Origin of the sequence: Corallococcus sp. AS-1-12 (genome assembly GCF_020036995.1) — a bacterium.
Lineage (GTDB): Bacteria > Myxococcota > Myxococcia > Myxococcales > Myxococcaceae > Corallococcus.
The window spans coordinates 171,016-194,628 of sequence record NZ_JAIQDD010000009.1 but is presented as its reverse complement, the minus strand read 5'-3'; the positions used below and the strand labels follow the sequence as shown (position 1 = coordinate 194,628).

The window sequence follows — 23,613 nt, the reverse complement described above, 5'->3', positions numbered from 1 at the left end:
CGCGTCTCTGGGAGGCGCGGGCGGGCCGGGGTATAGACGGGCGCCATGCACGTCTATGCCGCCGCGTTGGCCCAGGAGCTGGGCATCAAGCCGGAGCAGGTGGACCGGACCCTCGCACTGCACGAAGAGGGAGGCACGGTCCCCTTCATCGCGCGCTACCGCAAGGAGGCCACGGGGGGCCTGGACGAGGTTCAAATCCAGTCCATCCTGGACAAGGCCACGGAGCGCGCGGAGCTGGACGGGCGGCGCGACACCATCCTGCGCGGCATCGAGGAGCAGGGGAAGCTGACGCCGGAGCTGAAGAAGGCGCTCCTGGCGGCGCGCACGCGCGCGGAGCTGGAGGACCTGTACCTGCCGTACAAGCCCAAGCGCCGCACGCGCGCGGCCATCGCCCGGGAGAAGGGGCTGGAGCCGCTGGCGGACCTGGTGTGGAAGCAGGAGGGCCAGCGCGGGGAGAACCTGGACGCGCGGGTGAAGCCCTACGTGAACGCGGACAAGGGCGTGGCGGACGTGGCGCAGGCGCTGGCGGGCGCGCGGGACATCTGCGCGGAGCGGGTGGCGGAGGACGCGAAGCTGCGCCGCGAGGCCCGCGACCTGTGCACGCGGCGGGGCACGCTGCGCTCGGACGTGGTGCCCGCGAAGAAGGGCGAGACGACCAAGTTCGAGAACTACTACGGCCACGAGGAGCCGCTGTCCCAGGCCCCGTCCCACCGCGTGCTGGCGCTGTTGCGCGGGGAGGAGGAGGGCGTGCTGAAGGTGAAGCTGGGCCTGCCGGACGACGAGGTGAAGGGGCTCTTCAGCGCGCGTGTGGTGACCCGGCCGCAGTCGCTGTTCGCGGGCGAGCTGCGCGCGGCGGTGGAGGACGGGTGGGACCGGCTGATGGGGCCGTCGCTGGAGTCGGAGCTGCGGGCGGAGCTGAAGGAGCGCGCGGACAAGGGCGCCATCGGGGTGTTCGGGGAGAACCTGCGGCACCTGTTGCTGGCGGCGCCCGCGGGGGCCCGGGCGGTGCTGGCGTTGGACCCGGGGCTGCGCACGGGCATCAAGCTGGTGATGCTGGACGCGACGGGGACGGTGGTGGAGACGACGACGCTCTATTCGGAGCGGAGCGCGGACGAGCGGGCGCGCGCGGCGAAGCTGCTGGAGGCGGTGGTGCGCAAGCACAAGCCGGAGCTCATCGCCGTGGGCAACGGCACGGGCAGCCGCGAGGCGGAGGTCTTCACGCGGGACACGCTGAAGGCGATGGGCGTGCAGGTCCCGGTGGTGTCGGTGAGCGAGCAGGGGGCGTCCATCTACTCCGCGTCGGAGGTGGCGCGGGAGGAGTTCCCGGAGCTGGACGTGTCGCTGCGCGGGGCGGTGTCGATTGGCCGGCGCTTGCAGGATCCGCTGGCGGAGCTGGTGAAGATCGACCCGAAGAGCATCGGGGTGGGGCAGTACCAGCACGACGTGGACCAGGGGCTCTTGAAGAAGAAGCTGGGCGAGGTGGTGGACTCGTGCGTGAACGCGGTGGGCGTGGACGTGAACACGGCGTCACCGCAGTTGTTGGAGCACGTGTCGGGCGTGGGGCCGTCGCTGGCGAAGAAGCTGGTGGCGCACCGGGCGGCGAAGGGGCGCTTCACGACGCGGCGGGAGCTGCTCAAGGTGAGCGGCCTGGGGCCGAAGACGTTCGAGCAGGCGGCGGGCTTCCTGCGGGTGCGAGGGCCGGAGCCGCTGGATTCGAGCGCGGTGCACCCGGAGCGCTACACGGTCGTGGAGCGGATGGCGAAGGACCTGGGCGTGGACGTGGCGTCGCTGGTGGGGAACGCGGCGCTGGTGCGCCAGATTGAAGCGAAGCGCTACCTGGGGCCGGAGCTGGGCGAGCTGACGCTGAAGGACATCCTGGCGGAGCTGGAGAAGCCGAGCCGGGACCCGCGAGGAGACTTCACGGCGCACGCGACGCGGGATGATTTGCGCACGCTGGAGGACGTGAAGGAGGGGATGGTGTTGCAGGGCGTGGTGACGAACGTGACGGCGTTCGGAGCGTTCGTGGACGTGGGCGTGCATCAGGACGGCCTGGTGCACGTGTCGCAGTTGGCGGCGCGCTTCATCAAGGACCCCTCGGAGGTGGCCAAGGTGGGCGACCGGCTGACGGTGAAGGTCCTGTCCGTGGACCTGGCGCGCAAGCGGTTGGCTTTGTCCGTGCGGGCGGTGCTGGAGGGTGGGGCGCCGCAGGCGAAGCCCGCGAGCGCACCGGCGCAGCATCAGCGGCCCGCGCAGAAGCCCGCGACGCAGGCTCCGCCGCAGAAGAAGCCGGAGCCGTTCAACAATCCGTTCTCGAAGTTGAAGCGCTGAGCGCGGACGTCATTCCGCCGGCAGGTCCCAATACGTCTCCAATGCTTGGGACCAGGACTGCTTGGAGATAGGTGAAGTGGACGCGTCCCTCATGTGGATGAGGAACATCCGGATGGCGCTCCTTTGAAGAGGGCTCAATCGGTCAAACCTGCGAAGGAAGAAGGAGCGCAGGTCTGGCTGTGCTTCATCCGAAATGGTCAGTGAGGACAGGAGGAAGTCGCGTACATCCAGATCCACGAGCGCCGCGTTGAGATAGGCCGGAAGGTAGTAGGTCATTGCCTCCGGGCTGAACAGCGAGAGGTGCGCCGCATGGTCGCGCACCTTCTCCAGTGGGACGTCCTTCCAGTGGCGCCCCCCGAAGTCCCGAACGAGTTCGGGTGTCTCCCATGCACCGCGTGCATAGGCGACGTGTTTCTTCTCGGGGCGGGGAACACCTGAGAAGGCTTGCTCTATGCGCTGTCGGAGGGCCTCATCGCTCATTGGCACTTCTCGTTGGGGCTGCATCGGGCGCGAATGAACTCCGTGCAGCGAGCTTGCCCTCGCTCATAGCCTTCAAGGACTTTCTTGTGCTCCGCATCGCCGCCGCGAAAGCACCGGTTCATCAATGTCCTACGCGCTTGGATGCAGTTCTCAAAACGGTTCCATTGAACCGTCAAATCCACGCAGGACATCGTGGCGTTACAGCTCATGCTTTGGGTCTTGCACGCTGAGCCAACCGCTTTGCTCAAGTCGCGCCAGACGTCCTTGGTGCAGTCGCCCGGTGGAGGTAGCTCTGTTTCTTCAGCCCGGCCTTGGGGCGCGAGAAGGAAGAGCCAGGTGATCGCGACAGTCGGCCAGCTTGAGCCCGTCATGTTGCGGCACTCCCTTCAATCCAACGGGAACAGCCGCGCTTCCTTCGCCAGCACCTCATTGCGCGCCAGCAGCCCCGCGAACCGCTTCGTCCCGTTGCGCGCGTCGAACCGCGCCGCGATGTCGCGCGCCTGCGACTCCAGCCAGTCCTTCAGCGCTCGCGTCCCGTAGCCTCCGTCCACCGCGTGCAGCGGGAACGCGCGGGGCAAGCGCAGGCTCACCTCATCCCGGCCGTCCGCCACCACCTGGCCCACCAGGAATGACGCCGCCGCGTAGAAGCTGAACCGGTCCCGGTAGCTGGAGTGCTCCAGCGCCCAGCCCAGGTGCTTCTCCAGCAGCGTGAGCCCTCGCGACAGGTTGCCCGTCAGCGCCAGGAACTCCAGGTGCTCTCCCACCGTGGAGAGGAACTCGCGGTTCTTCGCCACCATCGCGTAGCCGCGCACGTGGCAGTCCCGCGCTTCCTTCAGCCGCTCCAGCTTGAAGAACGGATACAGCAGCGTGCCCAGCGTCAGGTGCGGAATCTCCGCGCAGGACTGCCTTCCATCCAGGATGGGCTTCGCCTTCTGGATGGCCTGCTCCCACTCGCCCTTGTCCACGTGGTGGTCCAGCTCGTCGTCCAATTCGCAGACGCGGCAGTCCGTCAGGTGGTCCCTCGGCGTGACGAGCCACGCCTCCCACAGGCGCTCCGCGTCCTCCGTGTCGCCCATGTCCCGCGCCATCTGGTAGCGCAGCTTCAGCGCCGCCCGCTTGCCCGCGTCCAGCTTCGCGAAGCTCTGCTCCACGTCATCCAGCGCTTCGGCGATCTGCTTGCGGCTGATGTGCGGGAACTCGTCCAGCCGGCCCACCACCCACTTCTGCTTCCAGAGCATGTCCTCCGGGTCGAACCGCTGCGGGTCCTTCTTCTGCTGCCCCCGGCACCACGCGAACGCCACCAGCGCCTTGTCCGGATACCCCCCGAACGTCGCCGCGTCGATGAGCGCGTCTCGCAGCTCGTACCCGAGCGGCACGTCGCCGTGCACGTCCGCTAGCCGCACCGCCTCCTCCAACGCGCGCACCTTCGCGTCGCCCTCCGGCAGCGCGTCCGCCTGCCCTCGCAGGGCCTCCACCTGCTGGCGCCAGTCCGCCATCAGTGCATCCCCCGCGAGCCCGGGCCCGACGAACCGCCCCCTCCGCCACCGTCATCCAGCCTCGCGGAGATGAGCCCCAGCAATCCATGGTTCAGCAGCGCCATCTCCTGCGCGTTCAGCGGGTGCTGTCCCAACAGCAGCGCCTGCACGTAGAGCATCTCCACCGACAGCTTCAGCAGCTCCCGCCCCTCCACCGCCGCCAGCCGGCGCACCACCGGGTTGTGCAGGTTGAGGCAGAGCAGCGCGTGGTCCTGCCCGCCCGTGCCCGCCATCACCCCGTCCAGCACGCCCGCGTACAGGTCGTCCGACTCCTCGCGCGCCCGCGCCGCGTCCCGCTTGAACGCCCCTTCCGCGTCCGAGCTGTAGAGCGTGGGCACCTCCGCCGGGAAGAACTTCTTCACCTCCACCCCGCAGCGGAACGGCGCCAGCACCCGCTCGGCCAGACGCAGCAGCGGATAGACGGCCTCGCGCTCGTCCAGCGTCAGCTCCTCGAAGCTCTGCGGCAGGTCCGCCGACGAGAACGCCGCCACCTGCGCCTCCGGCACCACGTGCGGCAGCTTCTCCAGCAGCGCCGTGTCGTGCGTGTACGCCGCATTCAACACGCACAGCCCCTGTGCCGCCGCCACCCTCGCCACCTGACGGAACCCATCCAGCGTCGGCGTGTAGCGCACCACCGGCCAGGACCGCCGGTAGTCCGCCAACGTCATCACCCCGAGCGACGTCTCGAACGGCAACCAGTCGATGACCAGCCGGTAGAAGTCATCGTCGTCCAGCGCCAGCCCCTTCACCGACAATCCATGCAGCGCGATCAACCGCTGCAGCGCCCGGGGGTCCTCGTGCGCCAGGTCCATCAGGTACTGGCGCAGGGACTGCCCCAGGGCCTCGCGCGCCTTCGCCAGCACCGTGTCCTCGTAGAAGGACTCGCGGCTCGCGGTGGGCCTCAGGCCGTTCGCGTTCACCACGCACTTCACGAAGAACGCCCACTCCGGCAGCAGGTTCTCCGCGCTCTCCGACAGCAGCATCTGCTTCAGGTACACGCGGTGCTTCTGCTTCGCGTTGAAGTGCGGCGACGCCGGCAGCACGTACGCCACGCCGTCCACGTCCCCCGCCTCCGAGCGCAGCGGAATCACATCCAGGAAGTCCGTGCCGAACACCTCGCGCCCGTACGCGAGCAGCGCCCGCCGCTTGTCCGCCGCCGTCTCGTGGAAGCGGCGCCAGGGCGGGCCATCCGGGTTCAGCGGCTCCGTCCGCCCGTCCACCGTGAGCCGCACGGGGAAGGGCAAGAGGCCGCCGTAGTGGCTCGCCAACTGGCGCACCCGCTCTGGCGTGAACCACTCCGTCATGTCCGCGCGGGCCACCAGGTAGACGTGCGTGCCGGGGGCGTCCAGCGGGTGCTCGGAGACGCGCACGTCGTACGTGCCGTCGTGCCGGCCCCGCCACTCCAGCGTCCGCCCGTCCCCCTTCGCCGAGCGCGTCACCACCAGCAGCTCGTCGCACACCATGAAGCACGACAGGAGGCCGATGCCGAACTGCCCGATGAAGTCGTTGCGCCGGGCCTCCAACTGCTCGCGCTTGGAGGACTCGCCGATGGTGGCCAGGAAGCGGTGGATCTCCTCCTCCGTCAGCCCCACGCCGTCATCCGTGAAGAGCAGGGTGGGCGGCCCGCCGTCCTGCTTCTCCCGCAGCTCCAGCCCCACCGTGCCCGTGACCCCGGGCTCCATCCGCTGGCGGGCGCGGATGGCGTCCGTGGCGTTCTGGAGCAGCTCCCGCACGTAGACCCCGGGCGAGCTGTACAGGTGGTGGGACAGGAGGTCGATGACCCCACGGAGGCTGACTTGGAATCGATGGTCCACGCGGCCGGCGAGCGTAGCGCGCTGCATCCTCCCCGGGGCCACAAACCCCCGCCGTGGGTGGATGAAGGCATGTGTCCTTCCCAAGGCAACCGGACGCGCCAGCCCCCTTCCGCCTCCCTGGCGGGGTGGTATGTCGCGCCCCGGCCGTGCGGCGCCCCCGGGCGGCGCGGCGACATGTCGTCTCTTTCCTTCCTCCTGGAGTGGACAACGATGGGCAACAAGCTGAAGGCAGTGGTGGTGGGCGCGGTGCTGGGCGTCGCGGGCGCGGCCTTCGCGCAGGGCACGCCGGCGGCTCCCAAGGCCGACGCGAAGGCGCCGGGCAAGGCGGCGGGTAAGGCGCCGGCCACGGCGGGCAAGACGGAGGTGACGTGGTGGGGCCACGCCGCCTTCGTGGTGAAGACGCCGGGCGGCGCGACCCTCGCCATCGACCCGTGGCTCACCAACCCCAAGGCGCCGCAGGGCGCCACCTGGCCGGAGGCGGTGGACGCCATCCTCGTGACCCACGGCCACTTCGACCATGTGGGTGAGACGAAGGCCCTGGCCCAGAAGACGAGCGCCAAGGTGTACGGCTCCTTCGAGCTGGTGAACCTGCTGGGGCTGCCGGAGGCGCAGGCCGTGGGCGCCAACGCGGGCGGGACGTTCACCGTGAAGGACGCCACCATCCACCTGGTGGAGGCGGTCCACTCCAGCAGCTACCAGGCGGACCCCAAGGCCGCGTCGCAGTACGCCGGCGCGCCCCTGGGCTTCGTCATTGAGATCGCCAACGGCCCCACGCTGTACCACGCGGGGGACACCGGGGCCTTCCAGTCCATGGCCCTCATCGCGGAGCAGTTCAAGCCCAGCGTGGCCCTGCTCCCCATTGGCGGCCACTTCACCATGGACCCCGCGCAGGCCGCCGTCGCCGCGAAGCTGCTGAAGGTGAAGACCGTGGTGCCCATGCACTACGGCACCTTCCCCGCCCTGGCCGGCACCCCGGACGCGCTCACCACCGAGCTGAAGAAGACCCGGGCCGCCACCAAGGTGCTCGCCCTGGAGCCGGGCAAGGCCACCGCGCTGTAGGTCTTCCGGGTTCACCTCTCGCGCCCGTTCGCCCTGGGTGGACGGGCGCGCTGTTTTTTCCGCCAGCCATCAGCATCCGTTGCCGGACTCCCGCGTGCGCCCGGGGTCGAGTGGCATCCCGGAGGCGGCTGGGTTATTCCCCGCCTCAGTGCGCCCGAGGGGGAAGCTCCGGCGGCGCGCTTTCGAGGGGTGTACCGGTGGCGGTGCTGGTTTTTGGAAGGGGGACCTGGCTGGCCGCGCTCCTGACGGACGTGGTCGCCGCGCATGCGCGCTCCCCCGCGCCCGTCCCGACGCCTCCGCTTCCGGACGCCGCCTCCGGCCGGGCCCGGGGCCGCGCCTTCCTGCGCCGCACGCTGCGCGCCTCGGGACTCGTCTATGGCACGCCCGTGCCGCTGCCCTCGCCGGTGGACGGCGGTGAGCCCTTCGACGTCCCGGCACGCGCCGTGGAGGACGAGCTGTTCCACGCCGTGGTGCGCACGCTGGCGCGCATGGCGCTGGACCTGGCGCGGGTGATGGACGCGCCGGAGGGCCCCCGGGTGGAGCAGTTGCTGGTGCTCTTCGCGGTGCTGGCGGGCGAGCTGGACCTGGCCATGGCGCTGGACGCGCGGCTCGCGGCGGGGCTGCCGGTGCCCCGGCGGATGGTGGGCCGGGTGGAGGACGCGCTCGACAAGCGGGCGCCGTCGCTGGCCGGGGACCCGGTGTACGGGCTGGTGCTGCACAACGGCGCGCAGTACGCGGACGCGCAGTTGTTCTGCCGGCAGGCCATTGATGTGTTCGCGAGCGGGCGGCTGTCCCGCGCGGTGGCGGAGCGGCGGCGGGACTTCGCGGCGCGGCAGAAGGCGCTGCTCGTGGACGTGCTCACGGCGCTCGCGTGCGTGGACCGCGAGCCCAGCGCCCCCGCGCGCCGCGCCATCCTCCGGCAGGTGGAGGGGCTCAAGCTGCCGCACGCGCTGGAGGGCGAGGTGAAGGCCGCGGTGCGCCAGTCCTTCGAGCGCAAGCGCGACGTGCGGGACGTGGTGCGCCGCGTGCGCAGCGTGGACATGCGGCACCTGCTGTTGGAGCAGGCGCTGCTGGCGGCGCTGGTGGACGGCCGGCGCACGCGGCGGGAGCGGGCCTTCATCGACACGTTGGCGGGCGCGCTGCACGTGCCCCACGCGGAGCTGCGCCGTCTGGAGTTGGAGATGGCGGAGTTCTACGCGCGGCACCGCTCGCTGGTGGATGTCTTCACCGTGTCGGACGCGGCGGGCGCCATGGGCGAGGAGCTCATGGGCGGCATGCAGGAGACGCTGGAGAAGAACTTCCACCGGCTCATGCAGGAGGCGCGCGAGACGGGCGACCTGGCGGTGCTGCTCACCAAGGCGGCGCGGCGCCAGAAGCTCACCGCCGACGAGCGTCAGCGCATGCGCGCGCAGCTCATCGACGTGGCGAAGGCCATCCCCGCGCTGGCCATCTTCGCCGCGCCGGGCGGCATCCTGCTCCTGGCGGCGCTGGCCAAGGTGCTGCCCTTCAGCCTGCTGCCCAGCGCCTTCCAGGACGGCCCCGCGGCGGAGCCCGACGACGAGGACACCCTGGAGCGCGAGGCCGTCTGAGGCGTGGCCCGCGGCTACTCCGTCGCGAGGGTGACGCGCAGGTGCTGGGACAGGGGCGTGCCGTAGCGTGACGGGGGCACCCGGCGCACGGCCTTGTCGGTGTCCACGGTCCACTCGGGGGCGCCCTGGTGCGGGCCGACGGCGGGCTCCTCGTCCAGCTCCGTGCCCACGTCCCACAGGTACACCCTGGACGTGATGTCGCCCGTCACGGGGGCGTTGGCCTTGTCGAAGAGGGGGACGCCCTGCTCGTCGGGGCCGAAGAACCAGTCGTTGGACTGGCCGAACATGGTCGCGAAGGACAGCCGGTCGCCGGGGCGCGCGTTGACGGTGAACGCGTAGGCGTGGCCCGGCAGGAGGGGCCCGGGGGAGGCCGCGTCCACGGGCGTGTCGAAGGTGCCGGACCGGCTCACGCCCGTGGGCGGCGTGGACGCGAGGGCGCTGGCCAGCCGAGAGGCATCGCCGCCTTCCGCGAGCGCCTCCAGCCCCTGGCCCCGGTCCAGCGCGCCTTCCGTGAACAGCGGCGAGGCGGCGTTGTGCACGGCGAAGACGCCCGGTGACAGGGGCGTGGCCACGCCGTTCAGCGGCTGGAGCCAGGTGTCCAGGGCGGTGGCGTCGCCGCCCTCCGCGAGCGCCTCCAGGCCCTGGCCCCGGTCCGGCCGGCCTTCGGAGAAGAGGGGCTCATTGCCGGAGCCCACCACCCAGACGCCCGGGGAGATGCGCACGGGCTTGAAACCCTCGGAGGTGCTCAGGGTGGTGCGGTCATCGGAGACGTTCTCGATGCGCACGGTGAAGCGGTGCGTGGCTTCGTCGTGGGCCACCTGCACGCGGATCATCGTCGGGATGCCCGGCATGGAGAGCTGCTGGCCGTTGCTGAGCACGGTCCTGACGCCCACGCGCCGCACGGTGGGGTCGGGGTCCTGGATGCCCGGGCCGTCCGGGGAGGTGGCCTGCTTCGGACCGGTGTGCGCGCCCACGCCGGGCTCCTCGTTCACCTCCGTGCCCGCGTCCCAGAGGACCACCTGGGCGGAGATGTTGCCGACCAGTGGCTTCCCGTCGGAGGCGTAGAGCGGGATGCCCGCGGGCTCGGTGCCGAAGAACCAGTCGTTGGACGCGCCGAGCATGGCGGCGAAGGACAGGCGGTGGGTGCGGCCCGCGGTGAAGCTGAACTCGTAGGTGTCGCCGGGGGCCAGCGGGCCCGGTGAGTTGCCGCTCACCTTTGTGTCGAAGCGGCCGGACTTGAGGTTCTGGAAGGGCGCCACGTTCTCGATGCGCACGCGGAAGCGCCGGGAGGACGGGTCGTCGCCGGAGCCGCAGGCGGACAGCGTGAGCAGACCGAGCGCGGCGGCGCTTCCACGGAAGGAGCGGATGGACATGGCAGGAGTCTCCAACGGGCCTCGTGGAAATGCGAAGCCCGGTGGGGTGACCCCGTACGCGGCGGGAGGGACGCGGTCAGCGCCCCGCCGCCGCCGGAACGTGACGCGTGTCAGACTCGTGAGTAGGCTTCACGCCTCATGACAGCAGTGAGGGGGATGTCACGAAGCTCTTGATCGATACGAACGTCTTGATTCCATTGGAGCCCACCTCTCCCGAACAGGTTGAGGCAATGATGGAACCCGCGACCCGGCTGGTGAGAGCCATTGAAGAGGCTGGCTATCAGCTCTTCATCCATCCAGCCATCAAGGTGGATGTCGAGCGGGACCGCGATGAAGCACGCCGCCGCCTTCGCGAATTGCTGCTCGGCAAGTACCTCCCACTCCCCGCGCCGCCTCCCGTTCCCGCGAGCTGGGACGAGGTCCTGGGGAGCCCCGAGCTCCACTCGAATGATTGGGTAGATCACCAGTTGCTGGCCGCCGTGCGGTCCAACGCCGTGGGCGTCCTGGTGACGGAGGATCTGCGCATTCACCGGAAGGCGAAGCGCGTCGGATTGAAGGAACGCGTTGTCACGGTCAGCGAAGCCCTCGCCATGGTGCAGGGCTTGCGAGCCAGATTCGCTCGGCCTCCGCCCGCGGTGGAGTTCACGTTCGCGCATGATGTTGACGTGGAGGACCCATTCTTCGACAGCCTCCGAGGGGACTACCCGCCGTTCGACGGTTGGTTCCGCAGATGCCAGATGGAGCACCGCCGATGCTGGGTGGTGCGGGGCCAGGGGCGTCATCTGGCCGCGCTGTGCCTCATCAAGGATGAGGAGGGTGTGCTGGACCTCAAGGGCCGCACGCTGAAGCTCTGCACGTTCAAGGTCGCGCCCGCGCATCAGGGACGCCGCTTGGGGGAACTTCTGCTCAAGAGCGTCTTCGAGCACGTCTCGAAGAACGGGCACGACTTCGTCTACGTGACAGCCTACGAGCGCCAGGGCGCGCTCATTGCTGTGTTCGAGGACTTCGGCTTCCAGGTGGAGGGGCGTACGGAATCAGGCGAACTCGTCCTCGTGAAACGAATGCGTGCAGGGGATGCGCCCGAAGTGCTTTCACCGCTCGACTTCCATGTGCGCCACGGGCCGCCCGCGATGAAGTTCGACGTGCCATCCTTCATTGTCCCCATCGAGCCCCGGTTCCATCACCTGCTCTTTCCAGACGCGGATTCGCAGTTGTCGCTGGAGCCCGGCATCCATCCCTTCGGGAATGGCTTGCGGAAGGCGTACCTGTGCCGGGCGTTGATCCGGCAGATAGAACCCGGTGCGTCCCTGCTGTTCTACCTGAGCCACTCCCAGAAGGCCGTGACGGTCGTGGGCATCGCGGAGCAGACGCTGGTATCCGCGAATGCCGAGGAGATCGCCGCCACGGTGGGAAAACGCACGGTGTTCTCACTTCGCGACATGCAGACGCTGTGCTCGAATGGCGAAGTGCTCGCCATCCTGTTCCGACAAGCGGCCATCCTGAAGGAGCCCATTCCTCTCGGAGACCTCTGTCGTCATGGAGTGCTCAACGGCCCTCCGCAGTCCATCACCACGGTCCAGCAGGGAGGTCGTGAGTGGCTTCGCCAACGCCTCGGTCTGTAGTCCTGCTGCCCATCCAGCCCCGGTATGCGACGCCCATCCTGGAAGGCCTCAAGCGGGTCGAGTTCCGCAAACGCGCCTTCCGCCGGGAGGTCTCACACGTCGTCGTCTACTCCTCTAGCCCGGTGAAGCAGGTCGTCGGCTTCTTCGACATCCTGGGGATCGACGAGGCCCCTCCCGAGCAGCTCTGGCGCCGCTACTCGAGGGTGGGGGGCATCCTGAAGGAGGATTACGACCGCTACTTCTCGCGATGCGAGGGCGGCGTCGCCATCCAGGTGGGAAGGGTCCACGTCTTCGCGAAGCCCTTCCCCCTGGGGGATATCTCGCCGGAGCTGCGTGCACCCCAGAGCTACGCCTACCTGAGCTCTCACGCCTTCACGAAGATTCGTGGCCGGCGGACGCTCGCCACCTGAAGTGCGGTCAGCGCCCCGACGCCTGCGCGTCCACGGCGGCCAGCTCTTCCTTGCTGAGCTTCACCTCCGCGCCCGCGAGGTTCTCCTCCAGGTGCTTCACGGAGGACGTTCCCGGGATGGGCAGCATCACGGGGGAGCGCGCCAGCAGCCAGGAGAGGGCGATCTGCGCGGGCGTCGCGTCGTGCTTCTTCGCCACGGAGTCGAGCGTGCTCCCCGGCTTCGCCAGACCGCCCGTCGCCAGCGGGAACCACGGGATGAAGCCCAGGTTCTCCTTCTCGCAGTAGTCCAGCACCTTCTCGTGCACGCGGTCGGTCAGGTTGTACCGGTTCTGCACCGACACGATGTCCACCACCTTGCGCGCCCGCTGAATCTCCTCCACCGACACCTCCGACAGGCCGATGTGGCGGATCTTCCCTTCCTTCTGAAGCGCCTTCAGCTCGCCCAGCGACTCCTCCACCGGGACCTTCGGGTCGATGCGGTGCAACTGGTACAGGTCGATGCGCTCCAGCTTCAGCCGGCGCAGCGACATCTCCAGCTCCTGGCGCAGGTACTTCGGCGCGCCCACCGGATGCCACTCGTTGGGGCCCGTGCGCACCAGGCCCGCCTTCGTCGCCACCACCACGCCCTTGGCGTAGGGGTGCAGGGCCTCCGCGATGATCTCCTCGCTGACGTAGGGGCCGTACGAGTCCGCCGTGTCGATGAAGTCCACGCCCAGCTCCAGCGCGCGGCGCAACACGCGCACCGCCTCCGCCCGGTCCTTGGGCGGGCCCCAGATGCCAGGGCCCGTCAACTGCATCGCGCCGTAGCCCAGCCGGTGGACCGGCAGGTCCCCGCCCAGCTTGAAGGTGCCGCTCTTCTCCGCGGGTCGCGTCGAGGTTCCGCTCATGGGTGCTTCCTCCGTGCAGATGAACGCCCAAATGGATGCAGGTGCAGCCAATGTGTTTCAGGCCGTCCGGTACCGCCCGGCCAGCGCGTGGGTCGCCCCCCGCAGCAGCGCGGCCTCCGCCTTCTCCAGGGCCGTGAGGGCCTCCGCGGCCTCCAGCCCCGGGACGCAGACCGTCTCACCGCGCTCCAGCGCGACGAGCGACGCCGTGACGACGTCCTCCGGCGACATGGTGCCGGGGTAGCCGCCGTTGAACTCCGTGAAGGTCATGCCCGGACAGACGACCTGCGCCACCACGGGCGTGCCGCGCAGCTCGCCCGCGAGCGTGCGGGTGAAGTGGACGAGGAACGCCTTCGCGCCCGCGTAGGTGGCCCGGTGGGGCAGGGGGCCCGGCGGCATCGCGCCGGAGAAGGCGAGCAGGGAGGCGACGTTGATGACCGCGCCCCGGCCCCGCGCCAGCATGCCGGGCAGCGCCGCGCGCGTGGCCAGCATCGGCGCCATCATGTGCAGGTTCGCCAGCCCCTCCAGCGCCGCGGGCTCCACCTGCGCGAAGGGGCCGTAGCCGCCCACGCCCGCGTTGTTGATGAGCAGCGTGAGGTCCTCGCCCGCCGCGCGGGCCGCCACCCGCTGGAGGTCCGCGTGCACCGTGAGGTCCGCCCGCAGCACCTCCGCCCGGATGCCATGCGCCGCCGTCAGCTCCGCCGCCAGCGCCTTCAGCCGCTCCTCCCGCCGGGCGACGAGGACCAGGTCATACCCGAGCGCCGCCAGCCTCCGCGCGTACACCGCGCCGATTCCCGCGGACGTGCCCGTCACCAACGCTGTCCCTCGACTGCCTGCCATGCCTGCTCCCGGAAGAGGTGGAAGGGGTGCGCGCCCGTCTCCCATGCAGTGAATGCTGGAGATGGGGACCGCCGCCGCGAAGCGCACGCCGCGAGCGCCGCACCCTCGGCCGCTGGGTAACGAGGGGCGGGCGGCCGTGCAAGCGCGATGCGCCTCCACCGGGAATCAAGGCCCCGGGGCCAGCCCTACGCGCGCTCAGCCCAGCGCCTTGACCGTCGGCTCCGGCGTGTCGCGGAACTGCTGGTGATACAGCTCCGCGTAGAGCCCGCCCTTCGCGAGCAGCTCCTCGTGGGTGCCCTGCTCCACCACGGTGCCGCGCTCCAGCACCAGGATGAGGTCCGCGTGGCGGATGGTGTTGAGCCGGTGCGCGATGACGATGCTCGTGCGGCCGGACAGCAACTGCCCCAGCGCCAGTTGGATGAGCGCCTCCGTGCGCGTGTCGATGTTCGCCGTCGCCTCGTCCAGGATGAGCACCCGCGGATTGGCGATGACCGCGCGAGCGAACGCGAGCAACTGCCGCTGCCCCTGGCTGAGCGTCGCGCCGCCCTCGCCCAGCACGGTGTCGTAGCCCTGCGGCAGCCGGGTGATGAAGTCGTGCGCGTGCACCGCCTTCGCCGCCGCCTCCACGTCCTCGCGGGTGGCGTCCGGCTTCCCGTAGGCGATGTTGTCCGCCACCTTCCCGCTGAAGAGGAAGGGCTCCTGCAGCACCATGGCCATCCCCCGGCGCAGGCTGGTGCGCGTCACCTGGCGCACGTCATGCCCGTCCACGCGCACCGTGCCTCCCGTGACGTCGTAGAAGCGCGGCACCAGGCTGGCCACCGTCGTCTTGCCCGCGCCCGTGCGCCCCACCAGCGCCAGCGTCTGGCCGGGCTCCAGGCGGAAGGACACGTCGCGCAGCACCGGCCGGGCCGCGTCGTACCCGAAGGACACGCCCTCGAAGACGACCTGCCCCTGCAGCGGCCCCAGCTCCACCACCCCGGGCGCGTCCGGCGGCTCCGGCGTCTCGTCGAGGATGGCGAAGATGCGCTCCGCTCCCGCCAGCGCGGACTGCATCAGCGCGGCCACCGTCGCGGCCAACTGCACCGGCCGGAAGAACTGCTGCACGTAGATGAGGAACGCCGCCACGCCGCCCACCGTGAGCTGCCCGCTCAGCGTCAGCACGCCGCCGTAGCCAATCACCAGCGCCATGGACAGCGTGGAGAGCAGGTCGATGGCCGGCGAGAACGCGGACGTGATGCCCACCGCCGCCACGTTCGCGTCCCGGTTGGCCGCGTTGCGGTCGCGGAAGCGCTCGATGTTCTTCTCCGTGCGGTTGAAGGCCTGCGCCTGCCGCACGCCCCCAATCTCCTCCTGGAGGTTCGCCGTCACGTCGCCCACCGTCTGCCGCGTCTTGCGGTAGGCGTTGCGCGCCCGCGACGCGAAGAACCACGTGGTGAGCACGATGGCGGGGATGAGGGAGAAGCACGCCAGCGCCAGGCGCACGTTCATCGCGAACATCGCGATGATGACCCCCACCAGCCCCAGCACGGAGCCCAGCAACTGCGTCAGCCCCTGCGTGAAGAGCTGGTTGAGCGTGTCCACGTCGCTCAGCAGGCGGCTCATCAGGTCGCCCAGGGGGCGGCGGTCGAACCACGACAGCGGCAGCCGCTGGAGCCGCTCGAAGAGGCGCTGGCGCAGGTCCGCCAGCACGCGCTGCCCGGTGTGGCCCACCCGCCGCGTCTGCGCCTGCTGCGACAGCGCGCCCACCCCGTAGATGACGAACAGCGCCGCCAGCGTCCGCGCCAGCCCCCAGCCGTCCCCCGCGCCGATGTCCCGGTCGATGGCCCGGCTCACCAGGTACGGCCCCAGGGCCTGGCACGCCGCGCCCACCAGGATGAAGACCAGCGCGGAGCCGAGCGCGCGCGTGTGCGGACGCAGCTCGCCCAGCAGCCTGCGCAGCACCTTGCCGCGCTGGTTCGCGCGGTCCGCCTCCAGCTCCACCATGGACTCAAGGCTTCCCGGCCGCCTCATGCCGCTCCCTCCTGGCGCGGGGGCAGGAGCTGCGACCCGAGGATGTCGTTGTACAGCTCGCTGGTGGCCTTGAGCTCCTCGTGGCGCCCCTTCGCGGCGATGCGCCCCTCGTCCAGCACCAGGATGAGGTCCGCGTCCCGCACGGTGCTGATGCGCTGGGCGATGACGATGGCCGTCCTGCGCTTGTCCCGCATCAGCATGTCCAGCGCGCCCTGGATGGCGGTCTCCGTGCGCGCGTCCACCGCGGACGTGCTGTCGTCCAGGATGAGCAGGCGCGGATCCGTGAGCAGCGCCCGCGCGATGGCCAGCCGCTGCCGCTGCCCGCCGGAGAGCCCCACGCCGCGCTCGCCCACCACCGTGTCGTAGCCCTGGGGCAGCTCGCGGATGAACTCCGCCGCCTGGGCCGCCTCCGCCGCGGCCTCCACCTGGGCCTGCGTCGCCTCCGGGCGCCCGTAGGCGATGTTCTCCCGCACCGTGCCGGAGAACAGCAGCGCGTCCTGGAGCACCACGCCAATCTGCGAGCGCAGGCTCGCGAGCGTCACGTCCCGCACGTCCTGCCCGTCCAGCAGCACCGCGCCCCCGGTGACGTCGTAGAAGCGCGGCAGCAGGTTGATGAGCGTGCTCTTGCCGGAGCCGGTGGTGCCCAGCACCGCCACGAGCTGCCCGGGCTCCAGCGTCACGCTCACGCCCCGCAGGATTTCACGCTCGCCGCCCGCGTAGCGGAAGCGCACGTCGCGCAGCTCGATGCGCCCTTGCAGGGGCGGCAGCGGCACCGCGCCCGGGCGGTCGGACACCTCCACCGCCGTGTCCAGCAGCTCGAAGACGCGCTGCGCGGACGCGCTCGCCCGGGACATGCTGGCCGCGATGAAGCCCAGCGTCATCAGGGGCATCAGCAGGAAGGCCAGGTAGCTGTTGAAGGCGATGAGCTCCCCCAGCGTCAGCCGCTCGTGGAAGATGCGCCAGCCGCCCACGCCCACCACCACCAGCGTGCCCAGGTTGGCGAAGAAGCTGATGAAGGGGAAGTTGCTGGCCAGCGCGTCCACCACCCGCAGGTTCTTCTCCTTCAGCTCCGCGTTCGTCTTCCCGTAGCGCTCCAGCTCCCGCGACTCGGCGGAGAAGGCGCGCACCACGCGCAGCCCGCGCAGGTCCTCCTGGAGCGTGGTGTTGAGCGAGCCCAGCAGCGCCTGGAGCTGGCCGTACATGGGCCGCATCCGCCGGATGAACGCGCGCATCACCAGCAGGATGGGCGCCACCGTCGCGAGCGCCGCCAGCGCCAGCAGCGGATCCAGGTACACCAGCAGCCCCGCGCAGCCCACCAGCATCGCCGCCGCCGCCGCGAACTGCACGATGCCGCCGCCCACGAAGGTGCGCACCGCCTCCACGTCGCTCGTCAGCCGCGTGAGCAACTGCCCCGTCTGCGCCTGGTCGTAGTAGCTGAAGGACAGCCGCTGGATGCGCGCGAAGAGCGCGTCCCGCAGGTCGAACGCCACGCCCTGCGACGCGCGCTCCGCCAGGTAGCCCTGCAGGAAGTTGAACAGGCCGCGCCCCAGCGCGATGGCGACCAGGCCCCCCACCGCCAGCCACACGGGCCGCGCCTCTCCGCGCGCGAGCCCCTGGTCGATGGCGATGCGGATCATCTGCGGCGCGCCCAGGTTCGCCACGGAGACGAGCAGCAGCGACACGAGCGCCCCCACCGCCTCCAGGCGGTAGCGGCGCAGATAGCCCAGCGCCCGCAGGATGGGGGGGCGGCCGGATGCGGGTGTCGCGGATGTGCTCACGTGGAACCTGGACCCCTGCCTCCCCGCCCGGGAAGGCGCGCGCATGATGGGCGGCCCCCCGCGCCGCATCAAGCACTTCGCGCAACCCGGGTAAAGACGGTTGCGCGCCGCGCCACGGCCCGTTACGTGGGCCGCCTTTCCTTCCCCGGTTCGTCACGAGGTGTGTGTCATGGAATACCGGCAGCTTGGCGGTTCTGGTTTCAAGGTCCCCGTCCTCAGCCTGGGCACGGGCACGTTCGGCGGCTCGGGTGAGTTCTTCAAGGGCTTCGGCTCCAGCGACGTGAAGGAGGCCACGCGGCTGGTGGACATCGCGCTGGAGGCGGGCGTGAACATGTTCGACTCCGCGGACGGCTACTCCGCCGGGCTCGCGGAGGAGATCCTGGGCAAGGCGCTGGAGGGCCGGCGCGACAAGGCCATCATCTCCACCAAGGCCACCTTCCGCGCGGGCCCGGGCCCCAACGACGTGGGCTCCTCGCGCTTCCACCTCACGCGCGCCGTGGAGGCGTCGCTGCGCCGGCTGAAGACGGACTACATCGACCTGTTCCAGCTCCACGCCTTCGACGCGGTGACGCCCGTGGAGGAGGTGCTCAACACGCTGGACGGCTTCGTGCGCGCGGGGAAGATCCGCTACCTCGGCTGCTCCAACTTCTCCGGCTGGCACCTGATGAAGTCGCTGGCCGTGTCGGAGCGCTACAACCTGGCGCGCTACGTGGCCCACCAGGCCTACTACTCGCTCGTGGGCCGCGACTACGAGTGGGAGCTGATGCCGCTCGCGCAGGACCAGAAGGTGGGCGCGGTGGTGTGGAGCCCGCTGGGCTGGGGCCGGCTCACCGGCAAGCTGCGCCGGGGCGCGCCGAAGCCGGAGCTGAGCCGCCTCAACAACCCCGCCACCGCGGCGGGCGGCCCGCAGGTGCCGGAGGAGTACCTCTTCAAGGTCGTGGACGCGCTCGACGCGGTGGCTCAGGAGACGGGCAAGACGGTGCCGCAGGTGGCGCTCAACTGGGTGCTCCAGCGGCCCACCGTGTCCAACGTCATCATCGGCGCGCGCACGGAGGAGCAGCTCCGCCAGAACCTGGGCGCCGTCGGCTGGAACCTCACGCCCGCGCAGGTGGCCACGCTGGACGCCGCCAGCACCACGCCCTGGCCGTACCCGTACTTCCACCAGCGCCAGTTCCACGAGCGCAACCCGTTCCCGGTGACGTGAGCGCGGTGTGAAGCAGGAGGCGGCCAGGGCCTGGGTCCGGCCGCCTCCGTCCTGGGGGCAGGTTCGCTGCCTCGTGGGGCGACGCACCTCACGCACGAGAACACTTCGCTTCGCGTGGAGGCGCGTCCGCCCATGTCCCTCAAGGAATACAAGCCCGGCAGTCCCTTCCCCGGTGTCATCGGCCGCACCTGGGAGCAGTCGTCCCCCGCGTGGCCCTCGCCCCTGCGCTCGAAGCCCGGCGCGCCCAACGTCCTGTTCATCATCCTGGATGACACGGGCTTCGGGCACCTGGGCTGCTACGGCTCGCCCATCCGCACGCCGAACCTGGACCGGCTGGCCAGGGGCGGGCTGCTCTACAACAACATGCACACCACCGCGCTGTGCTCGCCCACGCGCTCGTGCGTCCTCACCGGCCGCAACCACCACTCCAACGGGATGGGCACCATCACGGAGACGTCGCTGGGCTACCCCGGCTATAACGGCACCATCCCCTTCGAGAACGGCCTCCTCTCCGAGATGCTGATGGAGGCCGGCTACAACACGTATGCCATTGGCAAGTGGCACCTGACGCCCGCGGAGCAGACGAGCGCCGCCGGGCCGTACTCGCGCTGGCCGCTGGGCCGCGGCTTCGAGCGCTTCTACGGCTTCCTGGGCGGGGACACGCACCAGTACTACCCGGACCTCGTCCACGACAACCACGCCATCCGCCCGCCCGGCACGCCGGAGGAGGGCTACCACCTCACCCCGGACCTGGTGGACCGCGCCATCGACTGCATCGCGGACACCAAGCAGGTCGCGCCCGACAAGCCCTTCTTCCTCTACTTCGCCACGGGCGCCATGCACGCGCCCCACCACGTCCCGCGTGAGTGGGCGGACGCGTACGCGGGCCAGTTCGACGACGGCTGGGACGCCTACCGCCAGCGGGTGTTCCAGCGGCAGTTGGAGCTGGGCGTGCTTCCGCCGGGCACGCAGTTGTCGCGGCATGACCCGGACGTGCAGGAGTGGGACTCGCTGCCGCCGGAGGAGAAGCGGCTCTACGCGCGGATGATGGAGGTGTTCGCGGGCTTCCTGGAGCACACGGACCACCACATCGGGCGGCTCTTGAAGTTCCTGGAGGACACCGGCGAGCTGGACAACACGCTCATCATGGTGCTGTCGGACAACGGGGCCAGCGCGGAGGGCGGGCCGCACGGCTCCGTGAACGAGCTGAAGTTCTTCAACAACGCGCCGGAGTCGCTGGAGCAGAACCTGGCGGCCATGGAGGACCTGGGCGGCCCGAAGCACTTCAACCACTACCCGTGGGGCTGGGCCTGGGCGGGGGACACGCCGTTCCGCCGCTGGAAGCGGGAGACGTACCGAGGCGGCACCACCGACCCGTTCCTCGTCCACTGGCCCCGGGGCATCCAGGCGAAGGGCGAGGTGCGCACGCAGTACGCGCACGCCATCGACATGGTGCCCACGGTGCTGGACTGCCTGGGCCTGGAGCCGCTGGCGGAGATCCGCGGCGTCACCCAGTCACCCATCGAGGGCGTCAGCTTCCGGCACACGTTCAACGACGGGAACGCGCCCAGCCGCCACCGCACGCAGTACTTCGAGATGTTCAGCTCGCGCGCCATCTACCACGACGGCTGGCGCGCGGTGTGCCCGTTCCCCGGCCCGTCCTTCACGGAGGCCGGAGAGGGCTTCGGTGAGTCGCAGCTCGACGAGGACCGGCTGCGCGAGCTGGATGAGCGCGGCTGGGAGCTGTACCACGTGGAGGAGGACTGCTCCGAGACGCGGGACGTGGCGCGGGAGCACCGGGGCAAGCTCATCGAGATGATCGCCCTCTGGTACGCGGAGGCGGGGCGCTACCAGGTGCTGCCGCTCGCGTCGCCCACCCGCGCCGTGTTCGCCCTGGAGCGCCCGCAGCTCACCAAGGACCGCACGCGCTACGTGTACCGCCCGCACACGTCCCCCGCGCCGGAGAACGCGGCGGTGCACGTGCTCAACCGGCCCCACACCCTCACCGCGGACGCGGAGGTGACGCGGGACACGCAGGGCGTGCTGCTGTGCCACGGCGGACTCACCGGGGGCTACACGTTCTTCATCCAGGACCGCAAGCTGCACTACGTCTACAACTACCTGGGTGAGCAGGAGTTCCACATCGAGTCGGCGGTGGACGTGCCGGAGGGGCGCTCGGAGCTGAGGTTCGAGTTCGAGCCCACCGGCAAGCCCGACCTGAGCGTGGGGCGGGGCGCTCCCGGACGCGGCCGGCTCTACATCAACGGCGACCTGGTGGCGCAGAGCACCATCGACGCGACCATGCCGCTGGCCATCAGCCTGGGCGAGGGGCTCACCTGCGGCCGGGACGAGTGCTCCTCCGTCAGCCAGCGCTACGCCGCGCCCTTCGAGTTCACCGGCACGCTCCACGAGGTGACGGTCGACGTCGTCGGCGAACACGTCCGGGACACGCAGGCCGAGCAGAAGGCCGCCCTGGCGAAGCAGTGAAATGAAGAAGGCCCGGATGGGAGCGGCAGGGCTCCCATCCGGGCCTGAAAGCTCAGGGCGTTACCTGGTCACGCCGACGGCGGTCCAGGCCTCGGCGACCTTCTTCGCCTCGACGGAGTCCTTGCCGTACAGGTCCGTGGCGGCCTTGATGGTGGCGGCGCGGGCCTCGGAGAAGTTCGTCTGCGGCGTCATGTACGTGGTGAGCGCGCGGCCGAAGACCTTGAGGCTCTTGTCCATGCCGATGCCGTCCTTCACCTCGATGCCGGACGTCTTGTTCTTGCCGCCCTCGGTGAGGAGGAAGAAGGCGTTGTTCGCGATGCCGCTGGAGCCGTGGACCTCCGTCATCTTCGGGTAGTTCTTGTAGTTGTCGATGGAGTAGCCGTCCGCCGTCGGGTCGTTCATGTAGCGGAGGGCGTCCGTGTTGTCGCCGTTCTTGGGCGTCCACGCGTCCTCGCCCACGGCCCAGTCGAACTTCACCGCGCCGTTCTTCTGGCTGGCGTACCACTCCACGCCCGTACCGATGATGTCGCTGAAGGACTCGTTGAGGCCACCGGACTCGCCCTCGTACTCCAGGCCGGCGGTGCGCTCCGTGAGGCCGTGCGCGATTTCGTGGCCGGCGATGTCCAGCGTGGTGAGCGGGCCGGAGTCCACGCCGTCGCCGTCGCCGTACTGCATCTTCTCGCCGTCCCAGAACGCGTTCACCAGGTTGTTGTCGGTGTGCACGTAGTTGATGAGCTTCTCGCCCTTGCCGTCGATGGAGTCGCGGCCCAGGACGTCCTTCATGAAGTCGTACGTCATGGCCGCGCCGTAGTGCGCGTCCACGCCCGCCTGGGCGCGCGTCGGGTCGCCCTTCTCACCCCAGACGTCGTTCTTGTCGGTGATGGCCGTGGTGCCGGACGCGTTCGGGCGGTTCTTCGCGTCGTACGTCACGATGCCCTTGCCGCGCGTCTTGTCCTCCAGCGAGTACGTGCCGTCCTTGTTCTTCGTCGTCTGCAGGTCCACCTTGCCGCTGTACATCGTCTGGTCGTCCGCCACGCGGGCCGCGCCGCCGCCCGTCGTCGGGGCCGGCGTCGCCGGGGTGGAGGGGGCCTGGGTGGACGTGCCCGGCTTCGTGGGGGTGGCCCTGGCGCCCTCGCGGCTCCAGTGGCTGATGGTGTTGTACTGCTTGATGGACGCGCCGGTGTTCGCGTCGATGAAGTAGTTCATCGAGCGCGGCTCCTTGCCGTTGGCCGCGGACGTGTCGGTGAGCGTCACGTGGTAGGCGGCGTGGTACTGACCGTCCCTGCCCTTGACGATGACCTTCTCCGACGTGGGGGCGCGCGTCGTGTCGCCGTTGAAGTCCTTCTGCGCCACGGCGAGCGCGTCCTTCGCCGTCAGCTTCGTGGGCGCCTTGCCGATGCCCGCGGGGATGTCGGACACGTTACCCGTCAGGCTGTCGAACTGACCCTTCGCGTCCAGGTGGCCGATGATCTGCTCACCGGCGACCTTCACGCCCTCGTGCATGCGGTCCATGCGCACGTGCGTCATGCCCAGTTGGTCGCGCTCCACGGTGCGCGGCGCGAACGACGTGCCGCCCGTGACGCCGGACAACTGGGGGTTCTTCTGGTTCACGTACGCCACCGTCTGCTGGATGGCCTGCTGCGCCTGGGGGCTGGTGAGGTCCACCGGGCCCGGCGTCAGCTTCTGGCCCACGCCGTTCAGCGCCACCGTGGCCTTCGCCTTGGAGGGCGCGCCCGCGCTGAAGCTGGACTGCGAGCTCATCCCCACCGGGCCCTGGGGCTTCACGGTGTTCACGGGCTTCGTGTCGGTGCGGTTCTGGGTGGCGACAACGGGCTTCGAAAGGTCGGTGCGCAGGGCCATGGGGGGCGTGCTTTCGGGGGCAGGTGCAGCGGACAAATTGATTCTCGTGTCAGCCGTCCCGATGTTGCGTGTGGGTGCTTGCTTACACGGTCATGAGTGGACTCAAGCTTATGAATTCACAGGTGAAGTTTTCGTCCTACATATGCTCCAGAATCACATTCCGACCGGTAGGTAGGCGTGTGCGCCAGGGTGTATTTCGGTTCATTTTCGACCGGGCCGCGCACGGCCGTCCACCCACACGCCGTGTCTGGACGCCGTGCATGCGGGCGGGCGGGGGAGGAATCCGGCGCTCGCGCACCCCATCTTCTTCCTCCAGGGACGTTCACCCGGGGGGAAGGAGC

At 70.1% G+C, this 23,613-nt stretch carries 17 protein-coding genes; 7 read left to right on the top strand and 10 right to left on the bottom strand.

Going from position 1 to position 23,613, the window contains the following annotated elements; translation table 11 throughout:
* Positions 1-45: 45 nt before the first annotated feature.
* A complete protein-coding gene (locus tag K8556_RS17600; protein WP_223741234.1) occupies positions 46-2,328 on the top strand; it encodes a Tex family protein in 2,283 nt (760 codons plus the stop codon).
* 9 nt (positions 2,329-2,337) lie between these two features.
* On the opposite strand, the gene K8556_RS17595 is transcribed toward K8556_RS17600, so the two are convergent.
* Genes K8556_RS17595 through K8556_RS17580 form a run of 4 tightly spaced genes read right to left on the bottom strand, consistent with a single transcriptional unit; the run spans position 2,338 to position 6,157 of the window.
* Positions 2,338-2,808, bottom strand: a complete 471-nt coding sequence (locus K8556_RS17595; RefSeq protein ID WP_223741233.1) for a DUF6714 family protein — start codon at positions 2,806-2,808, stop codon at positions 2,338-2,340.
* Positions 2,805-3,179 (bottom strand): hypothetical protein, encoded by a 375-nt coding sequence (locus tag K8556_RS39780; protein WP_223741232.1) that lies wholly within the window; start codon positions 3,177-3,179, stop codon positions 2,805-2,807. The genes K8556_RS17595 and K8556_RS39780 overlap by 4 nt, the downstream gene beginning before the upstream one ends.
* A 15-nt stretch (positions 3,180-3,194) precedes the next feature.
* Positions 3,195-4,307, bottom strand: coding sequence for a hypothetical protein (locus K8556_RS17585; RefSeq protein ID WP_223741316.1), 1,113 nt, complete (start codon positions 4,305-4,307; stop codon positions 3,195-3,197).
* Entirely contained in the window at positions 4,304-6,157 is a 1,854-nt protein-coding gene (locus K8556_RS17580) for an HSP90 family protein (RefSeq protein WP_223741315.1), read from the bottom strand. Before K8556_RS17580 ends, K8556_RS17585 begins: the two co-directional genes overlap by 4 nt.
* 210 nt (positions 6,158-6,367) lie before the next feature.
* Between K8556_RS17580 and K8556_RS17575 the strand changes: the two genes are divergently transcribed.
* Together K8556_RS17575 and K8556_RS17570 are read left to right on the top strand one after the other, a co-directional pair.
* Positions 6,368-7,216, top strand: coding sequence for a metal-dependent hydrolase (locus K8556_RS17575; protein WP_223741231.1), 849 nt, complete (start codon positions 6,368-6,370; stop codon positions 7,214-7,216).
* Between the two features lie 197 nt (positions 7,217-7,413).
* Positions 7,414-8,805: a TerB family tellurite resistance protein gene (locus K8556_RS17570; protein ID WP_223741230.1), complete on the top strand. Its 1,392-nt coding sequence runs from the start codon at positions 7,414-7,416 to the stop codon at positions 8,803-8,805.
* Between the two features lie 14 nt (positions 8,806-8,819).
* On the opposite strand, the gene K8556_RS17565 is transcribed toward K8556_RS17570, so the two are convergent.
* Positions 8,820-10,178, bottom strand: coding sequence for a spondin domain-containing protein (locus K8556_RS17565; RefSeq protein ID WP_223741229.1), 1,359 nt, complete (start codon positions 10,176-10,178; stop codon positions 8,820-8,822).
* A gap of 170 nt (positions 10,179-10,348) precedes the next feature.
* Here K8556_RS17565 and K8556_RS17560 point away from each other — a divergent pair, with 170 nt between their 5' ends.
* Together K8556_RS17560 and K8556_RS17555 are read left to right on the top strand one after the other, a co-directional pair.
* Entirely contained in the window at positions 10,349-11,800 is a 1,452-nt protein-coding gene (locus tag K8556_RS17560) for a GNAT family N-acetyltransferase (RefSeq protein WP_223741228.1), read from the top strand.
* A complete protein-coding gene (locus K8556_RS17555; RefSeq protein WP_223741227.1) occupies positions 11,773-12,210 on the top strand; it encodes a hypothetical protein in 438 nt (145 codons plus the stop codon). Before K8556_RS17560 ends, K8556_RS17555 begins: the two co-directional genes overlap by 28 nt.
* A 7-nt stretch (positions 12,211-12,217) precedes the next feature.
* On the opposite strand, the gene K8556_RS17550 is transcribed toward K8556_RS17555, so the two are convergent.
* The 4 genes from K8556_RS17550 to K8556_RS17535 all read right to left on the bottom strand — a co-directional run bounded on the left by K8556_RS17550 (position 12,218) and on the right by K8556_RS17535 (position 17,721).
* A complete protein-coding gene (locus tag K8556_RS17550) occupies positions 12,218-13,096 on the bottom strand; it encodes an aldo/keto reductase (protein ID WP_223741226.1) in 879 nt (292 codons plus the stop codon).
* A gap of 57 nt (positions 13,097-13,153) precedes the next feature.
* A complete protein-coding gene (locus K8556_RS17545; protein ID WP_223741225.1) occupies positions 13,154-13,933 on the bottom strand; it encodes an SDR family oxidoreductase in 780 nt (259 codons plus the stop codon).
* 195 nt (positions 13,934-14,128) lie between these two features.
* Positions 14,129-15,943 (bottom strand): ABC transporter ATP-binding protein, encoded by a 1,815-nt coding sequence (locus K8556_RS17540; RefSeq protein ID WP_223741224.1) that lies wholly within the window; start codon positions 15,941-15,943, stop codon positions 14,129-14,131.
* Positions 15,940-17,721 (bottom strand): ABC transporter ATP-binding protein, encoded by a 1,782-nt coding sequence (locus K8556_RS17535; RefSeq protein ID WP_223741223.1) that lies wholly within the window; start codon positions 17,719-17,721, stop codon positions 15,940-15,942. The genes K8556_RS17540 and K8556_RS17535 overlap by 4 nt, the downstream gene beginning before the upstream one ends.
* 169 nt (positions 17,722-17,890) lie before the next feature.
* Between K8556_RS17535 and K8556_RS17530 the strand changes: the two genes are divergently transcribed.
* Together K8556_RS17530 and K8556_RS17525 are read left to right on the top strand one after the other, a co-directional pair.
* Complete coding sequence (locus K8556_RS17530) at positions 17,891-18,925, top strand: aldo/keto reductase (protein ID WP_223741222.1); 1,035 nt, start codon at positions 17,891-17,893, stop codon at positions 18,923-18,925.
* A gap of 132 nt (positions 18,926-19,057) precedes the next feature.
* Positions 19,058-21,412, top strand: a complete 2,355-nt coding sequence (locus K8556_RS17525) for an arylsulfatase (RefSeq protein ID WP_223741221.1) — start codon at positions 19,058-19,060, stop codon at positions 21,410-21,412.
* A 60-nt stretch (positions 21,413-21,472) separates the two neighbouring features.
* Here K8556_RS17525 and K8556_RS17520 read toward each other — a convergent pair whose 3' ends face one another.
* Positions 21,473-23,272: a M4 family metallopeptidase gene (locus K8556_RS17520; RefSeq protein ID WP_223741220.1), complete on the bottom strand. Its 1,800-nt coding sequence runs from the start codon at positions 23,270-23,272 to the stop codon at positions 21,473-21,475.
* Between the last annotated feature and the right edge of the window lie 341 nt (positions 23,273-23,613).

What these genes read in the sequence shown, in the direction of transcription:
- K8556_RS17565 (WP_223741229.1), bottom strand. Translation starts at nt 10,178, where the DNA reads ATGTCCATCCGCTCCTTCCGTGGAAGCGCCGCCGCGCTCGGTCTGCTC.
- K8556_RS17550 (WP_223741226.1), bottom strand. Translation starts at nt 13,096, where the DNA reads ATGAGCGGAACCTCGACGCGACCCGCGGAGAAGAGCGGCACCTTCAAG.
- K8556_RS17520 (WP_223741220.1), bottom strand. Translation starts at nt 23,272, where the DNA reads ATGGCCCTGCGCACCGACCTTTCGAAGCCCGTTGTCGCCACCCAGAAC.
- K8556_RS17530 (WP_223741222.1), top strand. Translation starts at nt 17,891, where the DNA reads ATGGAATACCGGCAGCTTGGCGGTTCTGGTTTCAAGGTCCCCGTCCTC.
- K8556_RS17600 (WP_223741234.1), top strand. Translation starts at nt 46, where the DNA reads ATGCACGTCTATGCCGCCGCGTTGGCCCAGGAGCTGGGCATCAAGCCG.
- K8556_RS17525 (WP_223741221.1), top strand. Translation starts at nt 19,058, where the DNA reads ATGTCCCTCAAGGAATACAAGCCCGGCAGTCCCTTCCCCGGTGTCATC.
- K8556_RS17545 (WP_223741225.1), bottom strand. Translation starts at nt 13,933, where the DNA reads ATGGCAGGCAGTCGAGGGACAGCGTTGGTGACGGGCACGTCCGCGGGA.
- K8556_RS39780 (WP_223741232.1), bottom strand. Translation starts at nt 3,179, where the DNA reads ATGACGGGCTCAAGCTGGCCGACTGTCGCGATCACCTGGCTCTTCCTT.
- K8556_RS17595 (WP_223741233.1), bottom strand. Translation starts at nt 2,808, where the DNA reads ATGAGCGATGAGGCCCTCCGACAGCGCATAGAGCAAGCCTTCTCAGGT.
- K8556_RS17540 (WP_223741224.1), bottom strand. Translation starts at nt 15,943, where the DNA reads ATGAGGCGGCCGGGAAGCCTTGAGTCCATGGTGGAGCTGGAGGCGGAC.
- K8556_RS17575 (WP_223741231.1), top strand. Translation starts at nt 6,368, where the DNA reads ATGGGCAACAAGCTGAAGGCAGTGGTGGTGGGCGCGGTGCTGGGCGTC.